Origin of the sequence: Sporosarcina sp. FSL K6-1522 (assembly GCF_038622445.1) — a bacterium.
Taxonomy (GTDB): Bacteria; Bacillota; Bacilli; order Bacillales_A; family Planococcaceae; genus Sporosarcina.
Genome location: NZ_CP152019.1, coordinates 124,303 through 146,704, shown reverse-complemented (window position 1 = coordinate 146,704; position 22,402 = coordinate 124,303). Strand labels below are relative to the sequence as shown.

The 22,402-nt window shown below is 43.1% G+C and carries 18 protein-coding genes and 1 riboswitch; of the genes, 13 read left to right on the top strand and 5 right to left on the bottom strand.

Annotated features, from left to right (window positions below; all coding sequences use genetic code 11):
• The first annotated feature begins 31 nt into the window (after positions 1 to 31).
• A complete protein-coding gene (locus MKY34_RS00765) occupies positions 32 to 1,765 on the top strand; it encodes an ABC transporter ATP-binding protein (protein ID WP_342513354.1) in 1,734 nt (577 codons plus the stop codon).
• Positions 1,766 to 1,914: 149 nt separating this feature from the next.
• Here the strand turns inward: MKY34_RS00765 and MKY34_RS00760 are convergent, their stop codons facing one another.
• A complete protein-coding gene (locus MKY34_RS00760) occupies positions 1,915 to 2,364 on the bottom strand; it encodes a MarR family transcriptional regulator (protein ID WP_342513353.1) in 450 nt (149 codons plus the stop codon).
• A 435-nt stretch (positions 2,365 to 2,799) separates the two neighbouring features.
• Between MKY34_RS00760 and MKY34_RS00755 the strand changes: the two genes are divergently transcribed.
• From MKY34_RS00755 to MKY34_RS00740, 4 genes are all read left to right on the top strand, one after another.
• Complete coding sequence (locus MKY34_RS00755) at positions 2,800 to 4,044, top strand: amidohydrolase (RefSeq protein WP_342513352.1); 1,245 nt, start codon at positions 2,800 to 2,802, stop codon at positions 4,042 to 4,044.
• Positions 4,045 to 4,293: 249 nt separating this feature from the next.
• Positions 4,294 to 5,607: an MFS transporter gene (locus MKY34_RS00750; RefSeq protein WP_342513351.1), complete on the top strand. Its 1,314-nt coding sequence runs from the start codon at positions 4,294 to 4,296 to the stop codon at positions 5,605 to 5,607.
• A gap of 423 nt (positions 5,608 to 6,030) precedes the next feature.
• Complete coding sequence (locus tag MKY34_RS00745; RefSeq protein ID WP_342513350.1) at positions 6,031 to 7,221, top strand: MalY/PatB family protein; 1,191 nt, start codon at positions 6,031 to 6,033, stop codon at positions 7,219 to 7,221.
• Between the two features lie 44 nt (positions 7,222 to 7,265).
• Positions 7,266 to 7,925, top strand: a complete 660-nt coding sequence (locus MKY34_RS00740; protein ID WP_342513349.1) for a carboxymuconolactone decarboxylase family protein — start codon at positions 7,266 to 7,268, stop codon at positions 7,923 to 7,925.
• 204 nt (positions 7,926 to 8,129) lie between these two features.
• Here the strand turns inward: MKY34_RS00740 and MKY34_RS00735 are convergent, their stop codons facing one another.
• Entirely contained in the window at positions 8,130 to 9,410 is a 1,281-nt protein-coding gene (locus tag MKY34_RS00735; RefSeq protein ID WP_342513348.1) for an acetylornithine deacetylase, read from the bottom strand.
• Positions 9,411 to 9,488: 78 nt separating this feature from the next.
• A riboswitch (TPP riboswitch) is annotated at positions 9,489 to 9,589 on the bottom strand.
• A 130-nt stretch (positions 9,590 to 9,719) separates the two neighbouring features.
• Between MKY34_RS00735 and MKY34_RS00730 the strand changes: the two genes are divergently transcribed.
• From MKY34_RS00730 to MKY34_RS00710, 5 genes are all read left to right on the top strand, one after another.
• A complete protein-coding gene (locus MKY34_RS00730) occupies positions 9,720 to 9,842 on the top strand; it encodes an RAxF-45 family protein (protein ID WP_342513347.1) in 123 nt (40 codons plus the stop codon).
• Between the two features lie 118 nt (positions 9,843 to 9,960).
• Entirely contained in the window at positions 9,961 to 11,847 is a 1,887-nt protein-coding gene (abc-f, locus tag MKY34_RS00725; protein ID WP_342513346.1) for an ABC-F type ribosomal protection protein, read from the top strand.
• A 150-nt stretch (positions 11,848 to 11,997) separates the two neighbouring features.
• Positions 11,998 to 12,309 carry a hypothetical protein gene (locus MKY34_RS00720; RefSeq protein ID WP_342513345.1) on the top strand — a complete coding sequence of 104 codons (312 nt, stop codon included), beginning with the start codon at positions 11,998 to 12,000 and terminating at the stop codon, positions 12,307 to 12,309.
• A gap of 118 nt (positions 12,310 to 12,427) precedes the next feature.
• Positions 12,428 to 12,997, top strand: coding sequence for a TetR/AcrR family transcriptional regulator (locus tag MKY34_RS00715; protein WP_342513344.1), 570 nt, complete (start codon positions 12,428 to 12,430; stop codon positions 12,995 to 12,997).
• Positions 12,998 to 13,120: 123 nt separating this feature from the next.
• Positions 13,121 to 15,322 (top strand): YhgE/Pip domain-containing protein, encoded by a 2,202-nt coding sequence (locus MKY34_RS00710; RefSeq protein WP_342513343.1) that lies wholly within the window; start codon positions 13,121 to 13,123, stop codon positions 15,320 to 15,322.
• A 48-nt stretch (positions 15,323 to 15,370) separates the two neighbouring features.
• On the opposite strand, the gene MKY34_RS00705 is transcribed toward MKY34_RS00710, so the two are convergent.
• Positions 15,371 to 16,252 (bottom strand): SDR family oxidoreductase, encoded by an 882-nt coding sequence (locus MKY34_RS00705; protein WP_342513342.1) that lies wholly within the window; start codon positions 16,250 to 16,252, stop codon positions 15,371 to 15,373.
• A gap of 95 nt (positions 16,253 to 16,347) precedes the next feature.
• Entirely contained in the window at positions 16,348 to 16,683 is a 336-nt protein-coding gene (locus tag MKY34_RS00700; protein WP_342513341.1) for a DUF4288 domain-containing protein, read from the bottom strand.
• 132 nt (positions 16,684 to 16,815) lie between these two features.
• Here MKY34_RS00700 and MKY34_RS00695 point away from each other — a divergent pair, with 132 nt between their 5' ends.
• The 3 genes from MKY34_RS00695 to MKY34_RS00685 all read left to right on the top strand — a co-directional run bounded on the left by MKY34_RS00695 (position 16,816) and on the right by MKY34_RS00685 (position 20,645).
• Positions 16,816 to 18,972: a beta-propeller domain-containing protein gene (locus MKY34_RS00695; protein WP_342513340.1), complete on the top strand. Its 2,157-nt coding sequence runs from the start codon at positions 16,816 to 16,818 to the stop codon at positions 18,970 to 18,972.
• Positions 18,973 to 19,298: 326 nt separating this feature from the next.
• Positions 19,299 to 20,045, top strand: coding sequence for a threonine/serine exporter family protein (locus MKY34_RS00690; protein ID WP_342513339.1), 747 nt, complete (start codon positions 19,299 to 19,301; stop codon positions 20,043 to 20,045).
• 144 nt (positions 20,046 to 20,189) lie between these two features.
• Positions 20,190 to 20,645, top strand: a complete 456-nt coding sequence (locus tag MKY34_RS00685; RefSeq protein ID WP_342515154.1) for a threonine/serine exporter family protein — start codon at positions 20,190 to 20,192, stop codon at positions 20,643 to 20,645.
• A 38-nt stretch (positions 20,646 to 20,683) separates the two neighbouring features.
• On the opposite strand, the gene MKY34_RS00680 is transcribed toward MKY34_RS00685, so the two are convergent.
• Positions 20,684 to 22,336, bottom strand: coding sequence for an EAL domain-containing protein (locus tag MKY34_RS00680; protein ID WP_342513338.1), 1,653 nt, complete (start codon positions 22,334 to 22,336; stop codon positions 20,684 to 20,686).
• Positions 22,337 to 22,402 lie beyond the last annotated feature (66 nt).

Sequence of the window (22,402 nt, the reverse complement as noted above, 5' to 3'; positions counted from 1 at the left end):
TAGTTCGTCAATCAGATGGGAGTGATACATAATGGACAAGAAACAAACCGGCTTGAAGCCGTTTTTCTCTCTTATTTTATCTACAGGAATCCCGAAGCTCGCATTAGCGATTGGTTTAACAGCGGGCGTGTTGACAACGCTTGCGGGTTTGGTTGTTCCGCTGTTAACAAAAAATCTAGTGGATGGCTTTTCTGTCGCTTCGCTAAGTGTCCCAATCATGATTGCGATTGGGGTAGCATTTATTGCCCAAGCGGTTATTGATGGGGTCTCGATTTATTTACTAAGCTATGTCGGACAAAAGGTCGTGGCGAGGTTACGAGAACGGATGTGGGTAAAGCTGATTCGTTTGCCGGTCAGTTATTTCGATAAGGAATCGAGTGGGGAAACGGTCAGCCGTGTTGTCAATGACACAGGAATTGTGAAAGAATTGATTACACAACATTTTCCGCAATTCATTACGGGAATCATTTCGATCATTGGTGCGGTCATTATTCTGCTTGTGATGGACTGGAAGATGACGCTTATTATGTTACTGGCAGTGCCTATTACGGTGGCGATCATGGTGCCTTTGGGAACGAGAATGGCAAAAATCTCTCGGGGCTTACAAGATGAAACGGCTGTTTTTACAGGAAATATTCAACAAACGCTTGGTGAAATACGCTTAATGAAAGCTTCTAATGCGGAATTGAATGAAGAGGCAAGTGGCAAAGCGGGCATTAAGAAGTTACTCAAGTTTGGCTTGAAGGAAGCGCGTATTACCGCTTTGATTGCTCCTTTTATGTATTTGGTGGTTATGGTCGTCATCGTCATGATTATCGGTTACGGCGGTATGCGTGTTGCAAGCGGCACGATGTCAACAGGGGAGCTTGTTGCCTTCTTACTCTATTTATTCCAAATCATTTTCCCGATTACATCCTTTGCGATGTTCTTTACGCAGTTGCAAAAAGCAAAAGGCGCAACAGAGCGGATTATCGATATTTTAGAGCTACCATTGGAAGAAGGGCAGGCTGGCTTGGCGATGGATATTACAGGTAAGCCCGTTCAAGTGGTGGACGTATCATTTGCTTATGAGGAAGATGAGCCAGTCATTAGTCATATATCTTTCGAAGCGCAGCCAGGTGAAATGATTGCCTTTGCTGGACCGAGTGGCGGAGGGAAAACGACGATGTTTGGCTTGTTGGAACGATTCTATGAACCGACGGCTGGTGAAATTTGCATTGGTGATGTACCGATTAAAGAGCTATCGATGGCCTCGTGGCGCAGTCAAATTGGCTATGTGTCACAAGAAAGTGCCATGATGGCGGGGACGATTCGTGAAAATTTATGCTACGGTTTAGAGAATGGTGCCAGTATTCCGGACGAACGACTGTGGGAAGTTACTGAAATGGCCTATGCGGATGAATTTATTAAAAGCTTTTCAAAAGGTTTGGATACCGAAGTTGGCGAGCGCGGTGTCAAACTTTCAGGAGGGCAAAGGCAGCGTATTGCGATTGCCCGGGCTTTTCTGCGGGACCCGAAAATATTAATGATGGACGAAGCGACCGCAAGCCTCGACAGCCAATCGGAAGGTGTCGTGCAAGAAGCGCTCACGCGATTAATGGAGGGACGCACAACATTTGTTATCGCCCACAGGCTATCCACAATTGTCGATGCAGATAAAATCATCTTTATCGAAAACGGGCAAGTGACAGGCATGGGAACCCATCACGAATTGACGCAATCCCATGCGCTGTACCGGGAATTTGCTGAGCAGCAATTGGCGTAGGATATACCTCATATTAAATAGCCCGCCGTACGGTATCTATTCTCCGGACGGTGGGTTATTTTTCATTCTTTAAATACGTTTGTCAAATCGAATTGTAACTCAGGGAAAATCCTTACGGTTAGCAGGTCAACTTTGTCATGGCTGCAAACTTAGAGTTTAACGCCATTCAGAAGCACTGTTGAAATTTGGGTATACTTTAAAAAATCTTCCGCTGTAAATTCAGGCAGATCTTTTAAAAGTCTTCGATATTCCAGTTTATCCAATTTTTTATGAAAATCATAAACGACTTTCCCTTTTTCAGTTAATTGGATAATGACTTCCCGGTTATCAAGTGGGTTCTTTGACTTGATAACCATTCCTTTTTTGATAAGGCGATCCACCATTTGGGAAAGGGCGCCTTTTGTTTTATTGGTCAATTCTGCAAGCTCTGAGATGTTTGTTTGGACTTTATCTCCGATGAGATTGATGGTATGGGCTTCTACCATGTATAGTTCATCTTCGGTCCCGTATTTTCGGGGAATGCTTTCATAGGCATTTATTTTTCTTGAATATTCATAAACAGTTTCCATCATTTCGTGGAAAATTTTCTCCTTGTCCATCTTCACTCCTCCATCCTCGTTAACAGTTATCCTAGTTCAAAATGAATTTAAAAGAGAATTTTGCTTGGTAAATATCGCTGTTATTAGTATAGCATGCTTGTATTTTATGTCTAAATGACGGGGATTTATGTTTTAATGTGAAGTAAAAACGTTCATAGTCCAACTTTGCAAATAGAAATCATTGAATTTGTGGATTGGTCTAACTTTTCTGAATTCGTAGTTGACGCTGGATAGTTTAGTTGCTATACTACTTTTAAATTCCTAGTCAGGAAAATAAATATCGCTGGAAATCATTGCTTAACTCGGCGATATGGAGGTGTTTTAGTAAACGAATTGATTTTTATCATCAAATTTGTAAGCCCTTTCATTTTGGTTATAACTTTAACATGTTAGGGAAGAACCCCTTTTTAAAAGTAATGAAATGGAGGCTACTTTGTGAACACATCGAATTTTGTTGAACACTTAAATTTACGTATGAATAATACGGGACCATTATTGCTGGCTGAAAAAGTGGAACAATATGTAATTGATATAAGAAGGGATTTGCATTTACACCCCGAGATTAGTATGCAAGAAGTAAGAACGATGAAAGTCGTTACAGAAGAATTGGAGAAAATGGGCATTCCGTATGAGATTGTTCCAGATGGCGGTATTATCGGAATAATCGAAGGAGAGAACGGGGGGAAGAGCATCATTTTAAGGGCAGATTTGGATGCACTCCCAATGGATGAGGAAGAAACAAACTTAAAGCAGGAAAAAGTAGTGATTTCACAACATGAGGGTGCTGCCCATACATGCGGTCATGATGGACATACGGCAATGCTCCTTGGCGCGGCAAAAATACTAACCCAAAATAAGGACAAGGTGAATGGTAAGGTGATTCTTGTTTTTGAACAAGGGGAGGAGATCGGGGGAGGTATTCAAAATCTTTTACAAAGACTACTTGAGATAGGAGCGGACGGAATCTGGGGAATTCACCTCAAGTCGGACTTGCCCTCGGGGAAGATTTCGGTGGATCCCGGACCACGGATGGCAGCTGCTTTTCTATTTGACGTGGTGCTTAAAGGGAAGAGTGGTCATGGTTCAAGACCGGACTTAGCGATATCCCCTTTGGATTGTTTTACGGATTTTTATCAGTCTTTACGGGCCATGCGGTTAAATGCACTTGACCCATTTCAAGCGATCACCTATTCAATTGGGCAGATTTCAGCAGGAGGAGCCGCCAATGTGATTCCTGAAGACTTGGGCTTTAGTGGAACGGCAAGATACCTGCATTATGAGCAAGGCGTGAAGGCTGAACAACAGTTTATTCGACTTTTGGAAAAGATATGTGATTTACATCATTGCACATTCGAATTTATAGCAAAGCCAAAAGCGGTCGATTTATTGGTTTACAACGATGAACGATGTTCTTCAATTGCAGAGAATGCGGTCAAATCATCGCTCGGTGCAAATGCTATTATGAATCATCCTGCTTGGATGGCATCCGAACCCTTTGCCCAATACCAAAAGCATTTCCCAGGTGTCTTTGCATTCGTCGGTATTCAAAATGAGGAAAAAGGGACGGGGGCGGAACATCATAATGCTTATTTCGATCTTGATGAAGATGTCCTGAAATTAGGTGTCGCTGCAACAGTTCAATACGCGATAGATTTTCTTCAAAATGAAAAAAACAACTAATTTTAGGCGAGAAACAGATTAAACTTTAGAAGATCTATTTGTTCAGACGAATCTTCTCCCTCGTTAAGGCATTGAAGCAAGCATAAAGAATACATTTTTCAGAGGTTGATTTGTCAGCCTAAGGGGTGCAGATTTTAGGTCAGCAACGATATGGATATAAATAGTTTGTTTGATCCCTCGGTATTTTTAAAACATGGAAACTAGAAATTCGAGTTGGACCAATAGTTCGTAAAAAATGGGGTGGAATATATGACGGCAAAAGTTTCGGAAGAATTAAAAATCGTGGAAGAAACTACAACAGGTAAGCCATCCAGGCAGCGTTTTCATCTACTTGTGATTATGCTTATTGGGATTACAGTTCTTTACTTAGACCGTGTTAATATTTCAATTATAGTAGCAGATGAAAAATTTCTCACTCAAATGGGGATACTTGGGGACCCGGTAAAAATTGGGCTATTGATGACTACGTTTTTGGGTGCCTATGCCATTGCTAACGTCGTATTAGCCCCGCTGGGAGACTATTTAGGACCGCGTAAATCAATGGTAATGGCCTATATCCTTATATGTATTTCCTTATTCCTTGGGGGGATTTCGGGTAGCTTTGCTATGCTAATTGCTGCTAGGATCATATTGGGAATTGGAGAAGGATTTTATTATCCAATGCAGAACACGTTTGTTAGGAATTGGTTCCCGCCGAAGGAGCGAGGGCGTGCGAATTCAACATGGGTTGTCGGTCAATCGTTATCTCAAGCAGTGGCTATACCGATTTTCACCTTCCTTGTTGTCACGTTCTCTTGGCAGTCAACTTTCTTTTTCGCTCTTATAGTGAGCTTAATTCCATTAAGTTTGATTTGGTTTTATACTGCAGATACCCCTCGAAAGCATAAAAAGGTTAATGAACTGGAACTCAAATATATTGAAGAAGAAATTGCTAAAGTCGAGCAAGATCAGAACGTAAATACCTCAGTAAAAGAGTCTTTCTGGGAACGGGTAAAACCATTCATTTTAAACTATCAATTCTGGTTATTGGTCTTTACCTTCGGAACCATTTCCATTATCGGCTGGGGATTAGCAACATGGTTACCGAGTTATTTGAAACAAGCACGTGGATTTTCTTGGGCAGAAATGGGATGGTTAGCAGCTTTACCATTTCTATTTGGAATCCTATTCAGCGCCAGCTCTGGTTTTTTGAGTGACAAAATAGGGAGAAGTGCACCTGTTATCTTACTGGCAGAACTTCTCTGTTGTGTAGGAGTTTACTTTGGAACAATTGTTGAAAATAACTACCTTGCAGCCGTGTTAATCGCTTTTGGTCAAGGTGTTGTAACGATGGCCGTGCCTGCTATCTTTACGTTGCTGCAGAGTATGGTTCCTAGCAAAGCAATCTCTACCGCTGCGGGAACTTTAAATGGAATAGCAGTTGGGTTCGGAGCGCTTTCTCCAGTTCTGTTTGGTTTTTTCATCAGTTTGACGGGTAATTATAGCAGTGCATTGTACTTTTTAGTCGGAGCAGGTTTATTGGGCGCGATATTAGCAGGCGTTTTAGCAATGAAAAAATTATAAATACATTTGTGCTGCAATGTTTGAAAGGACTTTGGAGCAAAAGAATATTCTGATACGACTAGGGAACGATACAGCAGACATCGAATAAGTTTTTAACTGTTGGACTGTTACATGGACATCTCAAATATAAGACTTCAATTTTTTCAATAAAGTCACTTGAAATTAAGTGAGTCTAATAATAATGACGGGAGTTTTCTGTTTCAATTTGAATGGAAATAGTTGAATTAATAGATTGATTTTACTTTTCAAAGTTTAGTATTGACGGTAAATAGTTTGGTTGTCATACTAATTTCAGATTCTTGACTGGGTAACCATATATCCTTCTTTTATGGATAAAGCGTTGGTGTTTTATAGTTTAGTTGCTATACTAACATGAAGTGAGAATATAGACAAAGTTTGATGAATGGAAAGGAGATCCTTAAGATGAAATACGATTTTAACAAAGTGATTAATCGTCATAACACGTCAAGTGTGAAGTGGGATGCAACGGAGGAATTATTCGGTGAAAAGGATTTGCTTCCCCTGTGGGTTGCGGATATGGATTTCAAAGTCCCTGATGAAGTGATACAAGCCATTCAGTCGCAAGCTGAACACGGCATATTCGGGTATACGGTAAGAATGGAAGGCTATTATGACGCTGTGATCTCTTGGATGAAAAGGCGGCATAATTGGCTTGTTGAAAAAGAATGGATTTGTTCAAGTCCTGGCGTCGTTCCTGCACTTAGTTTAATCGTACAAGCTTTTAGTGAACCTGGGGATAAGATTATTGTACAGCCGCCTGTTTATTATCCGTTTATGAAATCAATCGAGAGTCACAATCGACAAGTTGTCTTTAACCCGCTTCTATATACTGGTGATCGCTATGAGATGGATTTTGAAGATTTGATTTCAAAAATAGATTCTTCGGTTAAAATGTTGTTTCTTTGTAATCCGCATAATCCGGGGGGACGTGTATGGACTAAAGAGGAACTAAAACGACTTGGGGATATCTGTTTAGAACATAATATCCTGGTAGTATCCGATGAAATTCACTCGGATCTCGTCTTTAACCCGAATGTATATACCCCATTTGCGGCTATATCAGAGGAGTTTGCCGATAACAGCATTATTTGTACGGCGCCAAGTAAAACGTTTAATCTTGCAGGCTTGCAAGCCTCAAATATTATGATTTCAAATAAATCGTTGCGAGAAGCATTTGTAGCGGAAACTGAAAAGTATTTTCTTGGAATGACGAATACATTCGGAGTAGCTGCAACGGAAGCTGCCTATAATTTCGGAGAACAATGGTTAGAAGAATGTTTGGATCATATTTATGAAAATCTACAATTTATAACGGAATACTTTGAAACTCATTTACCAGCCTTGAAGGTTCGTCCTTTGGAATCGACCTATCTGGCTTGGATTGATTGTCGAGAGTTAGGATTTACAGCAGAGGAATTGGAGAAGTTGTTTTTAGCACAAGCAAAAGTCGCGTTGAATCAAGGCTACGTATTTGGTCCAGGAGGCGAAGGTTTTGTTCGAATGAACCTTGCCTGTCCTCGTGCAATTGTAGAGAGAGCGGTTACACAAATGGAAAAGGCTGTTCGTTCAATGGAAGCTCAACATATTGTTTGAAAATAGGGTAATAATAATTCTTAATATTAGGGGAGGAATTGCAGATGACAACTCAACAGACATTATACAAACAAACGAATAAGAACCGACTTGGAGAAATGGGGGAATTGGCACCCAACACATTTCAATCGTTTGTTAATTTTAACAAGCATGCTTTGGCTGCCGGACATTTATCTGCCAAGTTGAAAGAATTGATTTCAGTAGCGGTAGCACATACGACAGGGTGTGCTTATTGTATTGACACTCATGTGAAGCAGGCAAAGGCATTAGGGATGACAAAAGAAGAAATGGCGGAAGTAATTATGATTGCTACCGCGCTAAAAGCAGGTTCGGCACTTGCCCATGGAGTGAATGCTTTAAATGCCTATGATCAAATCGAAGATGAAGAGCTGTATAAAGCTTCCTATATCAATAGAATGTCAGAGTTTCTTGAAATCAATGAGGAGACATTTAAGGCCTTCCTCACCTTCGACAAGCAAGCGATGAGACGAGGCTTACTCAGCGTCAAAGAAAAGGAGCTTATTGCAATTGCAGTTGCCCATACGACAGGATGTCCATACTGTATAGATGGTCATGTAAAGGGGGCTAAAAGAGCTAAAGCGACGAAAGAAGAAATTGCGGAATCAATTATGGTTGCTACTGCTTTAAAAGCGGGATCTGCACTTGCGCATGGCGTGAACGCCTTAGAATCGTATGGTCATTAAATAGACTAGGGGGCTGTCCAGAAAGTCAGTAAAAACTGATTTTCTACGACAGCCTTTTTAAAATCAAACTTTCAAATAAGCCACTGTAAAGGGATTTTCATTTGTCGCAATGTCCTTGTGCGTAGCAGCTGCGCCGCCTTCAACGTGTTGCAAATCGATTTCACTCTTCTGCAAATGGGAAGACTGATTGGACGATGGGGGATATTACCGAATGCTTTTTTGTGTGTTACACCATTCATACATAAATCGAATCATCACTTTTGTAAAATCAGTCAACTGTTCAATACGGACTTTTTCATTTACTGCATGTGCATTTTGTAAGTCACCGGGACCGTAAATGACTGTCTGGATTCCAGCATCCCCAAGCCACCCACCATCCGTGACAGTAGGAGAATAGTCAACAATTGCTGGCCTGTTTAATTGAGATTCATGGCAACGCGACAATGCTCGAATGCCAGGGACATCTGCATTTATTTCTAATGAAGGAAAGATTTCTCCTTTGTCCTCGATCATCGATGTTCCACCCCATTCAAATGTGGGGGGATTGTCACGCAACCAACAATCGCTGTCAGCCAATTTACGTAAATGTGCTTCAATTTCTTGGGCGACTTGCTCATGCGTTTCGTTGGGATAAAAATGAACAGTAATCCACAATCGGCATTCATCTGCGATAAAAGCGGGATGTCTACCGCCTTCAATAACAGCTGGGTTAATGGTCGATGAGCCGGCAGGGAATCCGGGATAACTTTTTACGACCGCCCAATGGCGTTCCAAGTCTTGTAATCCAGCAATCATTTTCATCATCTTTTCAATTGCGCTTGCCCCATGGAGACCGCCGCCCGCGTGAATCATACTTCTTCGCGTCGCGTCATGATGGGTAGTTGGGCTTTTAATCGTTACCCATCCCGTAATGACGCCGCCTTGCCCTTGAATATGCAGATCGGACGTATCGACAACAACCGCAAAATCAGCGGTATAGCCTCGTTTGGTACATTCCAATGTTCCTGCTTCGCCGACCTCTTCACCAATAACCGATTGGAAAATCAAATCACCAGAGAGATTGAGATTCGCTTCTTTTAATAATTGAATGGCGAACAGGGAGGAGGCGAGTCCACCTTTCATATCTGCCGCACCCCGACCGATCAAATGTCCGTCTTGAATCGTTGGTTGAAAGGGGCCTGTCTCCCATTGCTCGTGCTCATCTATTTCCGCCACATCAACATGTCCGTTAATAATTAAGCTATTATACCGTTCGGCATCCGTTCCTTTCAATAGACCCACAACGTTCGGATCATTTGGATACACATCCCACTGGTCGATAGAAAAATCGAGGGACCGTAAAAATTGGGCGATAAAGTCCTGCACTTCTTTTGTATTTCGGGCAGGCGGACTTGGTGTCTCAAATTGGATTAGTGCCTTTGTAAGCTTGATAAGTTCGTCCTGTCGTTCGTCTACTTGCGTTAGTAATTGTTCAATGGCTTGCATGAAGATCCCCCCTTTTATAAATTAAAAAACCACTTTCGCATAATCGAAAGTGGATAAAAACGCATCAAAAAATGCGTGAATCAGTAATTATCACTTCCCTACGCTAGCATAATCTAGATCAGGTAATTAGGGTTAAGACATAGGTCTCTCTCAGCTTTGCAGCACCCCTAGTGTAAAACGCTATGAAATTAAGTCTATCTAAACTTTTACATACATCAGAAATTAAGTCAACCAATGATTATACAAGTCTTGCAACAATAAGCAATGCGTGTTAAAGTATTCATACTATTACATGAACGGGGGTGGGGAATGATGTTAGATACTGTGTATGCACGTGAAAGTCTATTGGAATATTTAGCTACTTCATGTGCGATTACGCATGAAATTGCACCTAACGGGATAAGTCTGTCCTTTTTTAGCCAATTTCAGTAATCACACAGCTGTTTAGCATTTGTTCCTTACGATACATTTTTAAGGGGAAAAGATCGCTTATACAGGGTCTTTTTTGCGTTGTCTAGACCCTTATACTTTTCAGGAGTTGCTTCCAGCTGTGATAACAGAACGAGGGGAAGCGGAAGAAATGATCTGTACAATTCAACAACTAAGCAAAATGCTTGGTGGCAATATGATATTTGAAAATCTTTCATTGGACATAAAATCGGGAGATAAATTAGGAGTTGTCGGCCGCAATGGTAGCGGGAAAACAACATTATTTAAGCTGATTGCAGGAGTGGAGCGACCAGACAGTGGTGCGTTGCATTTTAAAAAGGGAACTCAAATCGGTTATTTGGCGCAAGTCCCTTCATTCGCTAAAGAAACAACGGGCTATGATGTGCTGAATAGCGCATTTGAAGAACTAAAGGCTATGCAAGTGAAAATGGAGCAGTTGGAAGTAGAGCTTGCCAAACCTCAAGGTGACATGGAAAGATTGCTTCGTCAATACGGCGATTTGCAGGAAGAGTTTGCTCATCGTGATGGCTATGCTATCGATTCAGAAATCGATAAGGTGATCAATGGCTTGCAATTACAAGCTTTTGTCGGACGTTCTTTTGAACAATTAAGTGGCGGTGAACAAACGAAGATTATGCTTGGCAAGCTGTTATTGACGAAGCCTGATTTATTGCTATTGGATGAACCGACGAATCACTTGGATTTATTTGCGGTCGAATGGTTGGAGGGCTATTTAACAGACTATCAGGGAACAGTCGTCATTATTTCGCATGACCGTTATTTTTTAGATTGTGTTGTGACGAAGGTTGCGGATTTGGAAGAGGGAGAACTCCATCTTTATTACGGGAATTATTCTTCCTTTATCCAAGAAAAAGAACAGCGTCTGATGCGAGAATTTCAAGATTATGAAGAGCAGCAAAAGAAGATGAAAAAGATGAGAGATGCCATTAAGCGACTTCGTCTGTGGGCGAATGAGGCCAATCCACCGAACGCAGCCTTGCATCGGCGAGCGCGTAATATGGAACGAGCATTGGAGCGAATGGAGAAGGTGCGAAAGCCGTTGATTGACCCGAAGAAAATGGCGCTGTCGTTTGAAGCTGCACCGCGCAGTGGCAAGGAAGTCGTTGTCATGGAAGGCGTCACGAAGTCATTTGGACAACAGCTGTTATTGAAAGAGGCGGACTTTCATGTGTATTGGAAGGATCGTACTGCGATTGTTGGTCGCAATGGCAGTGGAAAATCGACGATATTGAAGATTTTATTGGGCGAGTTATCGGTGGATGGTGGATTCAGCAAATTGGGGAGCAATGTGAAAGTAGGATTCTTATCACAGCATTTTGAAATTGCTGATCCAAAAGCGCGTCTTATCGATGTTTTTCGGGCAGATGTCCAAGTGACAGAGGGAGAGTCACGCCATCTATTAGCAAAATTCATGTTTTATGGGCCAGATGTGTTCAAGCGTATCGGGGATTTAAGTGGTGGAGAACGGATGAGACTTCGTTTGGCGCAGCTCATGCATCAGGATATCAATTGCCTAGTGTTGGATGAACCAACGAATCATCTGGACATTGAATCACGCGAGGTGCTCGAAGAAGCATTGGAGGATTTTACAGGTACCATCATTGCCGTTTCGCATGATCGTTATTTTTTGAATAAATTATTTTTCCGCACAGCGTGGTTGGAAGATGGCGTGATTACAACGTTTGACGGGCCGTATAACTGGGCACGTGACAAATGGCAGGAGCTTCAAAGTCGGCAGATAGTTGAAGTAGTGGCACCTGTAGTGGTGACGAAGCCTTCGAAAGAAGCAAAGGTTGTGAATGTGGAAGCAGAAATTGCGAAGCTTGAACTTGCCATCACTTTATTGGAAAAGGAGATGGAATGTGAAACGGATTGGAAGAAGTATGAATGGTTAACAGGGGAATTGTCTGGCATGAAAGAGCAATTAGCGTCTTATTATGAGCAGTGGATGAGTGAAGTGGAATAAATATCGTGCCTGTAGGGGAGAGATTCCTTTTCAGGCATTTTTAACGAGTTAGATTTGTGAAGCCATTTCCAATTAATGAAACCTACACCTCGCTTAAACGTTTCAATAGTAGGATTAATTAGCAAAAAACATAAAGGGGGAGTAAATACGATGGGTTGGCTGAATGTTGGTAGCCTTGTGCTTGGATTAGTTGCGTGGATACTTCCTGTTGTCAGTCTCATGCGATATAAACAAGGTGAGCATAAGAATTGGGTTGCATTTTCTATGATGAGCGTCAGTGCTTGTGCCATTGCGCTGCTTTTCCAGATAGTTTATAACCACCACCTAGTCACGATTAATGATTGGACTGCTCTTATGGATACCACGGAGAGCTTGGTGAAGGTTGGTGCAATTCTTCTTATCGTTACGATTGTATTAAATGTGGTGACGCTGATTGCATATCGTAACAGAACGGCAAAGTAAGATACGACTGACAAAGAAAAAACTTGCATAGTTCCACCACCCGGTGTAATATAATGACTGAATGACCGTAATCGTATTTCGGTCACTCGTCTAATCTCTTCGAAATGAGGTGGGAGAAATGGATCGCAGGCAGGAGATTTTGGAGGCGGCAGCAAAATCATTTTCACTTTTTGGCTATAAGGCGACAACGATGGATCAGGTCGCGAAAATTGCCAATGTCGGTAAAGGAACCATCTATACTTTTTTTGCGAACAAAGAAGAATTATTCAATGCCATTGTCGTGAAAATGATCCATGAAATGCGAGCCGAAGCGGATTCAGTTGCTGTTGAAGGCGCGTCGTTTGAGCAAAATGCACATGCGAGATTGATGCGGATGCTGAATTTCCGTGAGACGCACCAATTGTATGCGAAGTTGGTCGATGAAGAGAAAGAGCTTCGTACACCAGCAGTAACGGAAGTGTTGGAGACGATTGAAAAAGAAATCGTCTTGTATATAAGAACGAAAATGGAAAAAGCGATTGCCAAAGGCGAGCTGAAACCTTGTGACACGGAGCTCGTTGCTTATCTGTTATTTAAAGCGTATATTGCCCTCGTCGCTGATTGGGGAAAGAATCACGAGGCTGAGCTTGAAGAGGAACGAATTGTTGCGTTATTGAGTGGGACCATTTTCAAGAGTCTCTTACTATGAGACTTCTTTTTTTATTACAAAATGACCATTTGAGGGAAATGGTCAAATGGTTTTTATTTATTCAGCAGAAGCCGTCACTTGTATGGATGGCGGGATGAATATGATTTTATAGGAGATGTAAAGATGAAAAAAACAATGACTTGGGCGGAGTGGAAACAACTGCTGCGTTCACGAAAATTAATGGTGCCAATGATTGCGATTTTATTTATCCCAGTCTTGTACGCAGGGATGTTTTTATGGGCGTTTTGGGATCCATATGCCAATATGGCGGATTTGCCCGTCGCAATTGTGGATCTAGATGAAGGCGCAGAAATGGACGGTGAACAGTTAGCGCTTGGGCGAGAGCTAACCGATAAATTAATAGATAGTAAGCAGTTTAATTTCATGAAAGTATCGCAAGCGGATGCGGAAAAAGGGTTGAAAAATCAAGATTATTACGTTGTCATTGAAATACCAGAAAACTTTTCTCAGCACGCGACGACACTTCTTGATGACGAACCTGAGAAACTAACGATGGTCTATAAGCCGAACGAAGGTTTCAACTTCCTTTCTGCACAAATCGGTGAAACGGCAATGGATCGAATTCGTGCAGAGGTAAACGAACAAGTAGCGTCAACGTATGCGGAAAAGTTGTTTGATTCCATTGCTGAAATGGGTGACGGTTTTGGCGAGGCGGCGGACGGTGCAGGTGAATTGCATGAAGGTGCGGCGAAACTGGCGGATGGTGCCGATGAGTTGAAAGGCTATCTTGAAACATTAGCAGGCAGCACAATTACACTGGCTGACGGATCTAACAAACTAGCCAAAGGCGCAAGTGATGCGGCTAAAGGGGCTAATGAGTTAACTAAAGGGATAGGTGCATTATCGCAAGGGTCGAAAGAACTTCTTGCGGGGGCTCAACAAGCGTCAGCAGGTGCTGGCGGATTAAAAGATGGAATTACACAGTACACTGCAGGTGTAGGTGAACTCGCTACAAGTTACGGCCAAATTGCGCAAAAGGAACAAGAATTTGGTGCAGCTGTCGGTACGTTAAGTGGAAAAACCGCTGAATTACATGCGGCAGCGAACAAACTGGCAACGGGCTCAGCGAATGTCAATGGCGGTATTAATCAATTAGCAGAACAACTTGCACCAATCATTGCTTCGCTTCCGGAAGAACAGCAGGCTGCATTAAATGGTGCACTTGGTCAACTGAAACAAGGAAGTGCTGAACTATCTGGCGGTATGCAACAACTAACGGCTGGAACGAGTGCTTTATCAGGAGGGGCGACCGAACTAAAGGGAGCTGCTGGTCAACTCGCAGGTGCGCATAGTCAGGCATTGGCGGGCGTGCAGAAGCTGAATGGTTCTTCAGCGCAACTACTGGAAGGTGCCAATGCCCTTGCAGCAGGTAACGAAGAACTTTCAGCGGGCGTTGCGAAATTGTCAGAAGGGGCAACAACGGCTGAGAAAGGTTCGGCTGACTTGGCGGCAGGACTTGCTTCATTAACAGAAGGGTCAGGGACACTTAAAGCAGGAACGGATACATTGGCATCAAAATCTAAAGAACTTGCTGACGGCTCTGTCACATTGGCAGATGGCATGGGAGAATTGAATGAAGGTACGTTAACACTGCAAGAGAAACTAGCAGAAGCCAATCAAACGGCAAGTGAAGTGAATCCAACAGAGAAAACATATGGCATGGTAGGGTCACCTGTTGATGTCGAGAAAGATAGCATTAACCACGTGCCGAACTATGGTACAGGATTTGCACCGTACTTCTTATCACTTGGCCTATTCGTAGGTGCACTTTTACTGTCAATCGTTTTCCCACTTGTAGAACCGGCAATCAAGCCAACAGGCGCATTTAGATGGTTTACAAGTAAAGTGTCTGTATTAGCGATTGTTGGTTTGTTACAAGCATTGATTGCGGTAGTGATCGTCAAGTACGCACTTGGCATGGAAACGGTCAATACACCGTTATTCATCCTAACGGCGATTATTACGAGCTATACATTCATCGCGATTGTGCAAATGTTTGTATCAATTTTAAGTGACGCAGGTCGCTTTGTAGCGATTCTCATTCTGATATTGCAATTGACGACAAGTGCAGGGACATTCCCACTTGAATTGATTCCAGCGCCGTTGCAAATTTTCAATACGTTACTACCCATGACGTACTCAGTCCATGCGTTTAAAGGCGCCATCTCGATCGGCGATACCGCATTCGTTTGGACGAATAACGGTATCTTACTCGGATTCATGGGCGCGTGTTTAGCCATTACATTTGGTTATTTTGCGTTGTTGTATACGAGAAGATATTCGAAGAAAGCAGTGGAAGCATAAGTGAAAGCCCCTTTACATGGAGAATGTACTCCAAGTAAAGGGGTTTTTTTACGATCCGACAAAATCGCCACCATCTACATGAATGGTTTGGCCCGTCATGTAACTGGAATCCTGAGAAGCCAAAAACACGTAAGCGGGTGCATTTTCTGCAGGCTGACCACGGCGTTTTACTGGCGTATCAGCTCCGTGTTGTTGGACTTTTTGCTTATCAAACGTTGCGGGAATAAGAGGCGTCCAAATTGGGCCGGGGGCGACGGCATTGACACGGATTCCTTTCATTGCCAAGTTCAGCGCAAGTGAACGTGTAAACGAAGTAATTGCTCCTTTGGTCGCAGAATAATCCATTAAACCTGCCGAACCGTTATACGCTGTAATAGATGACGTATTGATGATGGTATCGCCTTTAGTCATATGATTCAATGCCGCTTTCGTCAAATAGAACAGGCCGAAGAAATTGGTATCGAATGTCTCGCGAAGTTGGTCAGCAGAAATCGCAGAGATGTCATCTTGTGGGAACTGTTTTCCAGCATTGTTGACGAGAATATTCAAACTGCCGAATGTATTGATCACTTCGTCAATGAGTTGCTCACAATATTCCTCTTCGCTAATATCAATGCGGATTTTTAGCGCTTTGCCGCCATATTTTTCAATGAGTTTTACGGTTTTATCTGCATCGATATCTTCTTGCTCATCCAGATAGGCGATAGCTACGTTCGCACCTTCCTTGGCAAAAGCGACCGCAACTGCACGCCCGATTCCGCTATCGCCACCTGTAATTAAAGCGTTTTTTCCTTGTAATTTCCCTGAGCCTTTATAATGTTCATCGTCATAAATCGGTGCCGGTTCCATTTCCGCTTCGACCCCGGGTTGTTGGGGCTGCGTTTGGCCTTGGACTTGTTTATCAATCTTTTCATATGGATCTTTCGGCAAATTATTTCCTCCTAGACAGCTGTTATCTAAGAAGTCATGCCCACAAGGATTGTAATATAAACGGAAAATGTATGAATATTGTCAGGGGCTGTCAGTCATTGATCGAGCGCATATAATTGAATGGCCTCTTCAGCAGTCATCATTTCATCAAACGGTAAAAAACGACTGTACACTTCCTTGAACTGGATATCTCCTTCGAATTCATCGGATAGCTCAAAGATGTCTAACATTTTGACGAAGCGCCAAGTCGTTTGACCGCCAATCGCATTTTCATAAGTATCATTGACGAAATGTTCGATAACCATCTGCTCAATCAATTCTTTATGTGTGGCCCGAAGCAAAATAATCGATTCTTCAAATGTTTTTGAAGGTGGTATGGGAGCTGGTGTTACGATGGATTCGAGTAATAATTTAACAGAAAAGACTTTCATAAAATATCACCTCCGATTGTTTGTAGTATGCCAAAGACAAACGAGAAGTTCAATCTTTCAGAAAATAGTGAAACGAAATCTTGTTATTGGAGTCTAATGGTGTGACAAGCGATAGGGAAGGGGTTGGTTACATTGAAAAAATCGGCTATTTGGCTAATAGTAGCGGTATTTTTAACCATCATTGTTGTGATGGTTGCTTTGTTGATTGACAAAGTGACTGTGACGGCATCGGACATTGCGCTGACGGAACAAGGCTGGCGTGCAAATTTTTCAGCGCCCGTAAAAGCAACCGCAATTGGTTCAGATGATTTGTATGTAGCGGATCGGGAAGGGAAGCGAGTGACAGCGACCATTACGCTGGATAATGAAGGAAAAACTGTGCATGTGAAGAGGCTTGAACCAGGTTCTTACACACTGCATGTGAAGAAAAATGCAGTGAACGGCAAGTTATTGAAAAGTCTGCCGGTAAATGAAATCAAGTTTACGGTACATGAAACGATAGAGTCTGTTGCATCTGCAAAAGAATTGCAAGCCTATTTTGAACGTGCACTGGCATTTCAGGAGTCTGCCACAAAAAAGCTGCGATTTGGGTTAGAGAATATGGTGAGCGAGGACAGCGCCAAATCGGAGAATGCGACGAGTGGGGCATCGGATTATTCTGCGACGAATAACCAAGTAGAAGGGGTTGATGAAGCGGATCTTGTTAAGACGGATGGCGATTTTATTTACACGGTGTTGGGTGAAGGAACGGTTACGATTACCGATATTCGGGATCCGCAGAACATGCGAAAAGTAACGGAGTTAAAGATGGAGGGGGAGTTTTATCCATCTCAATTATTTCTTCATCGTGAAACGCTTGCCGTGTTGGGGAATAGATATGACTATAGGCAACCGAAGGTGAAAGGCGGTCCAGCAATGGATATGCAGCCGATGCATGGGATGACAACTGTGCAATTGTATGATGTCACGAATCCTGAAAAACCTGTACTTCTGCGGGAAGTAGGTGCTGAAGGGAATTTGACGGGTGCACGGAAAACGGAGGACACGCTGTATTTTATAACGAGTGTTTATCCATATGTGTGGGATGCGGCAACACTTGAAGGAGACGTACTTCGTCCAAGTAAGTATGATTCGAAGGTGGGTTACGCTACGGAGCGAGTTGCGTATCAAGATATTGCGATTTTACCTGGAGCCATCGAGCCTTCTTATTCAGTCATCACGGCTATTGACCTTGCTTCACCTGCGGAAAGTCAGTTTGTGACGAAAGGCTACTTGGGTGGTAGCGAACAGCTGTATATGTCTACAGACAATCTTTATTTGACAGCAACTATGTATGACGCGGCACGTACGATGAACGAGAGCATGACAGTTTGGGGCGGAGGTGCTGCAGACACAGAGGTATTCAAATTTACCTTGAATGGAACGGACGTTACGTTCCAAAGTTCAGCGACGCTGAAAGGAACCATACTCAACCAATTTTCGATGGATGAGCACAACGGATATTTCCGCGTTGCGACGACAGAAGGGAATATGTGGGATGAGCAAGCGCCGTCTAAAAATCACTTGTTTATTTTAGATGAAAAACTGACCATTACGGGCTCCGTCGAAGGGCTTGCAAAGGGCGAACGTATTTACTCTGCACGCTTTATGGGGGATAAGGCATACATGGTGACGTTTCGTGAAACAGATCCACTTTTCGTCATTGACGTGGCGGACCCTGCCACGCCGAAAGTACTTGGTGAGCTGAAGATACCAGGTTTCAGCAACTATTTGCATCCACTCGATGCCAATCATCTCATTGGATTTGGCTATGAAACAGTGGCACAGAAAAATCCGGGAGGCGGCGAGCCGCTCATCACGACGTTGGGCATGAAAATATCTCTATTTGATGTGTCAGATTTTGCGAATCCGAAAGAGAAGGATACAGAAATCATCGGTGGCAAAGGAACGTATTCGCAAATCCAGTATGATCACAAGGCGCTGTTCCAGCATAAAGAACGCAAACTCTATGGCTTCCCAATCAGTATTTACAACGAAACAGAGAGAGACGGCTATATGGACTTCGAGAGTTCAGGTGCGCTCGTTTATGAGATTACAGCAGAAAATGGCATCAAGTTAAAAGGAGACTTAGTGACGAAAAAAAGTCGTGGGGAGCAATATGTAGAGTGGGAAAGAGAAATCCAACGTATGCTGTATAGTAAAGATGTGCTGTATACGATTTCGATGACGGACATCAATAGTTACTCGCTCGATACGTATGAGCAGATTGGTAGTGTGGGAATGAAGTGAAGTGAGGGGAAGGTCCGACCGTGTGTCGGGCCTTTTTTAAAGGGGGCTCGTGAAGCGCGCAATCGCCTGTGTGGACCACGCAAAGTGTCCTGCGAAGCGCGCAATCGCCTGTACGGATCACGCAAAGTGTCCTGCGAAGTGCGCAATCGCCTGTACGGATCACGCAAAGTGTCCTGCGAAGTGCGCAATCGCCTGTACGGACCACGCCAAGTATCCTGCGAAGCACGCATAAAGTGTCCTTCCACGTCCACCTTCCATTTTGTTCATTGTCATTTGTCACCTATTTCGTTAAGATTATTCAAAAGGACTTCCGAGGGAGGTGTAGCATGGCAACGGTAGATAAAGAGATGGCGATAGATTGCTGTTTGTTGGCGGGGCGTTTGATGATGGAAGCGGGAGCTGAAACCTATCGAGTAGAAGATACGATGGAGCGCATGGCTGAGACGCAGAAGTTGTCGGCGACACATAGCTTTGTGACACCGACGGGTATCATTTTTACGCCGGGTAGTCCGCATCATACGAAGCTGATTCGCATTAAGAGTCGGACGACAGATCTTGAAAAAGTAGCACTCGTCAATGATGTTTCACGCAAATTATCCGCACAGGAATATACACTTGAAGAAGCCTATGCACGATTGCAAGCGATTGAAAAGGCGAATGTTATGTTTCCGTTATGGTTACAAATTATTTCGGCGGCCATTGCGAGTGGTTGTTTCCTCATTTTGTTTGAAGGGATTTGGTCGGATGTCCCAATAGCTATTTTTGCTGGCGGGGTGGGGTTCATCATTGCGACGCTTATGCAGGAGTTGACGAAAGTCAGCTTTTTTGCTGAATTCATCGCGGCATTGACGGTTGGTTTGATGAGCTTCGGGGCCATTCATGTTGGGCTTGGAACAGAGTTGGATAAGATTATTATTGGATCCGTTATGCCATTAGTTCCGGGTCTTCTCATTACAAATGCGGTACGTGACTTGATGGCCGGGCATTTTGTGTCAGGTTTATCCAAAGGGGCGGAAGCTTTTTTAACGGCGTTTGCCATTGGGGCAGGCGTGGCTTTCGTATTATCTTTTTAACAGGAAGGAATGAAGTTCACTTCCTCTTTGTTAAAGCCTTCGGTGGATGTCACAGATTTTTAGAGGTATTTTTCGAGTCTGCTCGAAAAAATCTGGACGCAATTACTCCGAGGCGTAATTGGTATGGAAAATGGGGTGGAGACGTTGACGTGGGTCATACAAGCGATTTTGAGTTTTCTAGCGGCGACGGGGTTTGGGATTATTTTTAATGCCCCGCGTAAAATGTTATTCTATTGTGGTTTTGTCGGTATGACAGGCTGGTTAGTTTATAGTGTGGCGAACGAATTATCAGGTGATGCGATGCAAGCATCCTTTTTAGGCGCTTTTGCTGTCGCCATTGTCGCCCATATTTTCGCTAGACGTTTTCGAACACCGATGATCATATTTAGTGTGGCGGGAATTATTCCACTTGTCCCAGGAGGAATGGCGTACAATGCGATGCGTCATACTGTCGAGAACGACTATATTACAGCGATTTCATTTGCATCACGTGCATTTATGGTGTCGGGGGCAATTGCTATGGGGCTAGTTTTTGCCGAAGTTATTATTCAGCTCGTCTTCCGTTCGGCAGCGAGAAGGAAAAAGACGACAATTACGTAAAAACGGAGAATCCTTCATTTGAAAGATTCTCCGTTTTACTAATCAACATGAATAGTATCTGCATTAACAGGTGCGCTAATGTAATAGCCTTGAACCCCATCTACACCTAGTGTTTTAAGCAGGTTAAATTGTTCCTCAGTTTCAACGCCTTCAGCGACAACATAGAGGCCCATCGATTTACCGAAACGAATCATCCCTTCGACAAGTTGCTGGGTCTTTGGATGCGTCAATAATGACTGTGTGAAGAGCCGGTCAATCTTAATCTTTGAAACGGGCAAATGTTGCATATAACGGAACGAGGCATAGCCTGTACCAAAATCATCGAGTGCAAATCGGATGCCTTGATCTTGCAACTCTTTCATTTGCGAGATAATAGACTGCTCAACTTCGGCTTGGAACGCGAATTTTTCCGTGATTTCAAGCTGAAGACAACTTGCAGGACATCCTGTTTGATGAAGGATTTCAGTGATTTTTTCTTTCATGCGTGAATTGCTAAACTCGCGCACGGAAGAGTTCACCGCAATACTGACGGCGTGTCCTTGTGTATACAAAGTAGTTGCGAGAGTTGCTGCGTTTTCAAGGACGAATGCACCGATTTCATGGATGAGTCCATTTTCTTCTGCTACCGGGATGAGTTCGTCGGGTGAAATATGTCCGAGTTCGTCATCTTCCCATCTGACAAACGCTTCATACATATTGATTTTTCCCGTCGCAAGGTCGAATTGAGGTTGATAGACAACTTGCAATGTGTCTTGATTCAACGCAGATAGCAGTTTGCGATCAATGATTGCTCGTCGATTGAGCCCTTTATGTGACTCGGCAGACAGCGAAGCAATTTTCCCACCGCCATTGTCCATCACATCTTTGGCAGCGGCTAAAGCGGCTTTCATCAGATGATTATAGGTCTGTTGGTCCTCAGGATAACGAACGATTCCACCGCTAACGGATAAAGGTAAAGCGTTATTGTCGATATAAATCGGTTGTTGTTCCAAGAATTGTAGGAATCCTTGTACATACCAATCACCGAAAGGGGTAAGTACAACAAATTCATTGACACCAATCCGAGCAATGGGATTGTCTTGGAAAAATCTTTTCAAACGATTTGTGAACGAGCGAACGAGTTCTTTTTCCGATTCTGAGGATTGCAGATCCTTCAGCGTGTAGTAATGATCAATCGTTATGTAGACGAAGGAGAAGTGCCGCCCTTCCGCAATGGCTTCATCTACAGTTAGTTCTAGTTTGTGGCGGCTCATCAGATCTGTTTCAAAATCGATGAATGCAATTTGTTGTAGTTGTTCGCGTAATTGAACATCGTCTGTGACGTCCAACTCGAGAAGTGTTAGCGAAACGAAGTCGCTATCGTCTTTGATGAATGGAATGGCGATCATCTTAACGAAATAAGGCTGACCAAGACGTGTCATTTTTTCAACAGTGCCGAACCATGTTTTTCCGCTAGAAGTGCGATTCCAAATAAGATGTGCTTGTGCTTGACCCTCAGGCGTATCGGGGAACATTTGCCAAAATGTTTTTCCGAGTATCCGCTTCGGTGTCCATTTGCTAGTGTCCAAGAAAATCTTATTCGTGTAGGTGATTAAACCTTCACGATCTGTACGGGTAACCATATAAAATTGTTCGAGACTTTGCATGACGTCCGGCAGTTCTGGTAGGAATTGCCTATGTTTTGATTTCATTTTAACGTCTCCTTCAAAATGTACTATGCTATTATCATTATAGGGAAGTTATACTTAGTATACATC

Coding starts and splice junctions, on each gene's coding strand:
- MKY34_RS00690 (WP_342513339.1), top strand. CDS start 19,299: ATGGCAACGGTAGATAAAGAGATGGCGATAGATTGCTGTTTGTTGGCG.
- MKY34_RS00680 (WP_342513338.1), bottom strand. CDS start 22,336: ATGAAATCAAAACATAGGCAATTCCTACCAGAACTGCCGGACGTCATG.
- MKY34_RS00730 (WP_342513347.1), top strand. CDS start 9,720: ATGATGTTAGATACTGTGTATGCACGTGAAAGTCTATTGGAATATTTA.
- MKY34_RS00740 (WP_342513349.1), top strand. CDS start 7,266: ATGACAACTCAACAGACATTATACAAACAAACGAATAAGAACCGACTT.
- MKY34_RS00745 (WP_342513350.1), top strand. CDS start 6,031: ATGAAATACGATTTTAACAAAGTGATTAATCGTCATAACACGTCAAGT.
- MKY34_RS00720 (WP_342513345.1), top strand. CDS start 11,998: ATGGGTTGGCTGAATGTTGGTAGCCTTGTGCTTGGATTAGTTGCGTGG.
- MKY34_RS00710 (WP_342513343.1), top strand. CDS start 13,121: ATGAAAAAAACAATGACTTGGGCGGAGTGGAAACAACTGCTGCGTTCA.
- MKY34_RS00700 (WP_342513341.1), bottom strand. CDS start 16,683: ATGAAAGTCTTTTCTGTTAAATTATTACTCGAATCCATCGTAACACCA.
- MKY34_RS00760 (WP_342513353.1), bottom strand. CDS start 2,364: ATGGACAAGGAGAAAATTTTCCACGAAATGATGGAAACTGTTTATGAA.
- MKY34_RS00750 (WP_342513351.1), top strand. CDS start 4,294: ATGACGGCAAAAGTTTCGGAAGAATTAAAAATCGTGGAAGAAACTACA.
- MKY34_RS00715 (WP_342513344.1), top strand. CDS start 12,428: ATGGATCGCAGGCAGGAGATTTTGGAGGCGGCAGCAAAATCATTTTCA.
- MKY34_RS00735 (WP_342513348.1), bottom strand. CDS start 9,410: ATGCAAGCCATTGAACAATTACTAACGCAAGTAGACGAACGACAGGAC.
- MKY34_RS00765 (WP_342513354.1), top strand. CDS start 32: ATGGACAAGAAACAAACCGGCTTGAAGCCGTTTTTCTCTCTTATTTTA.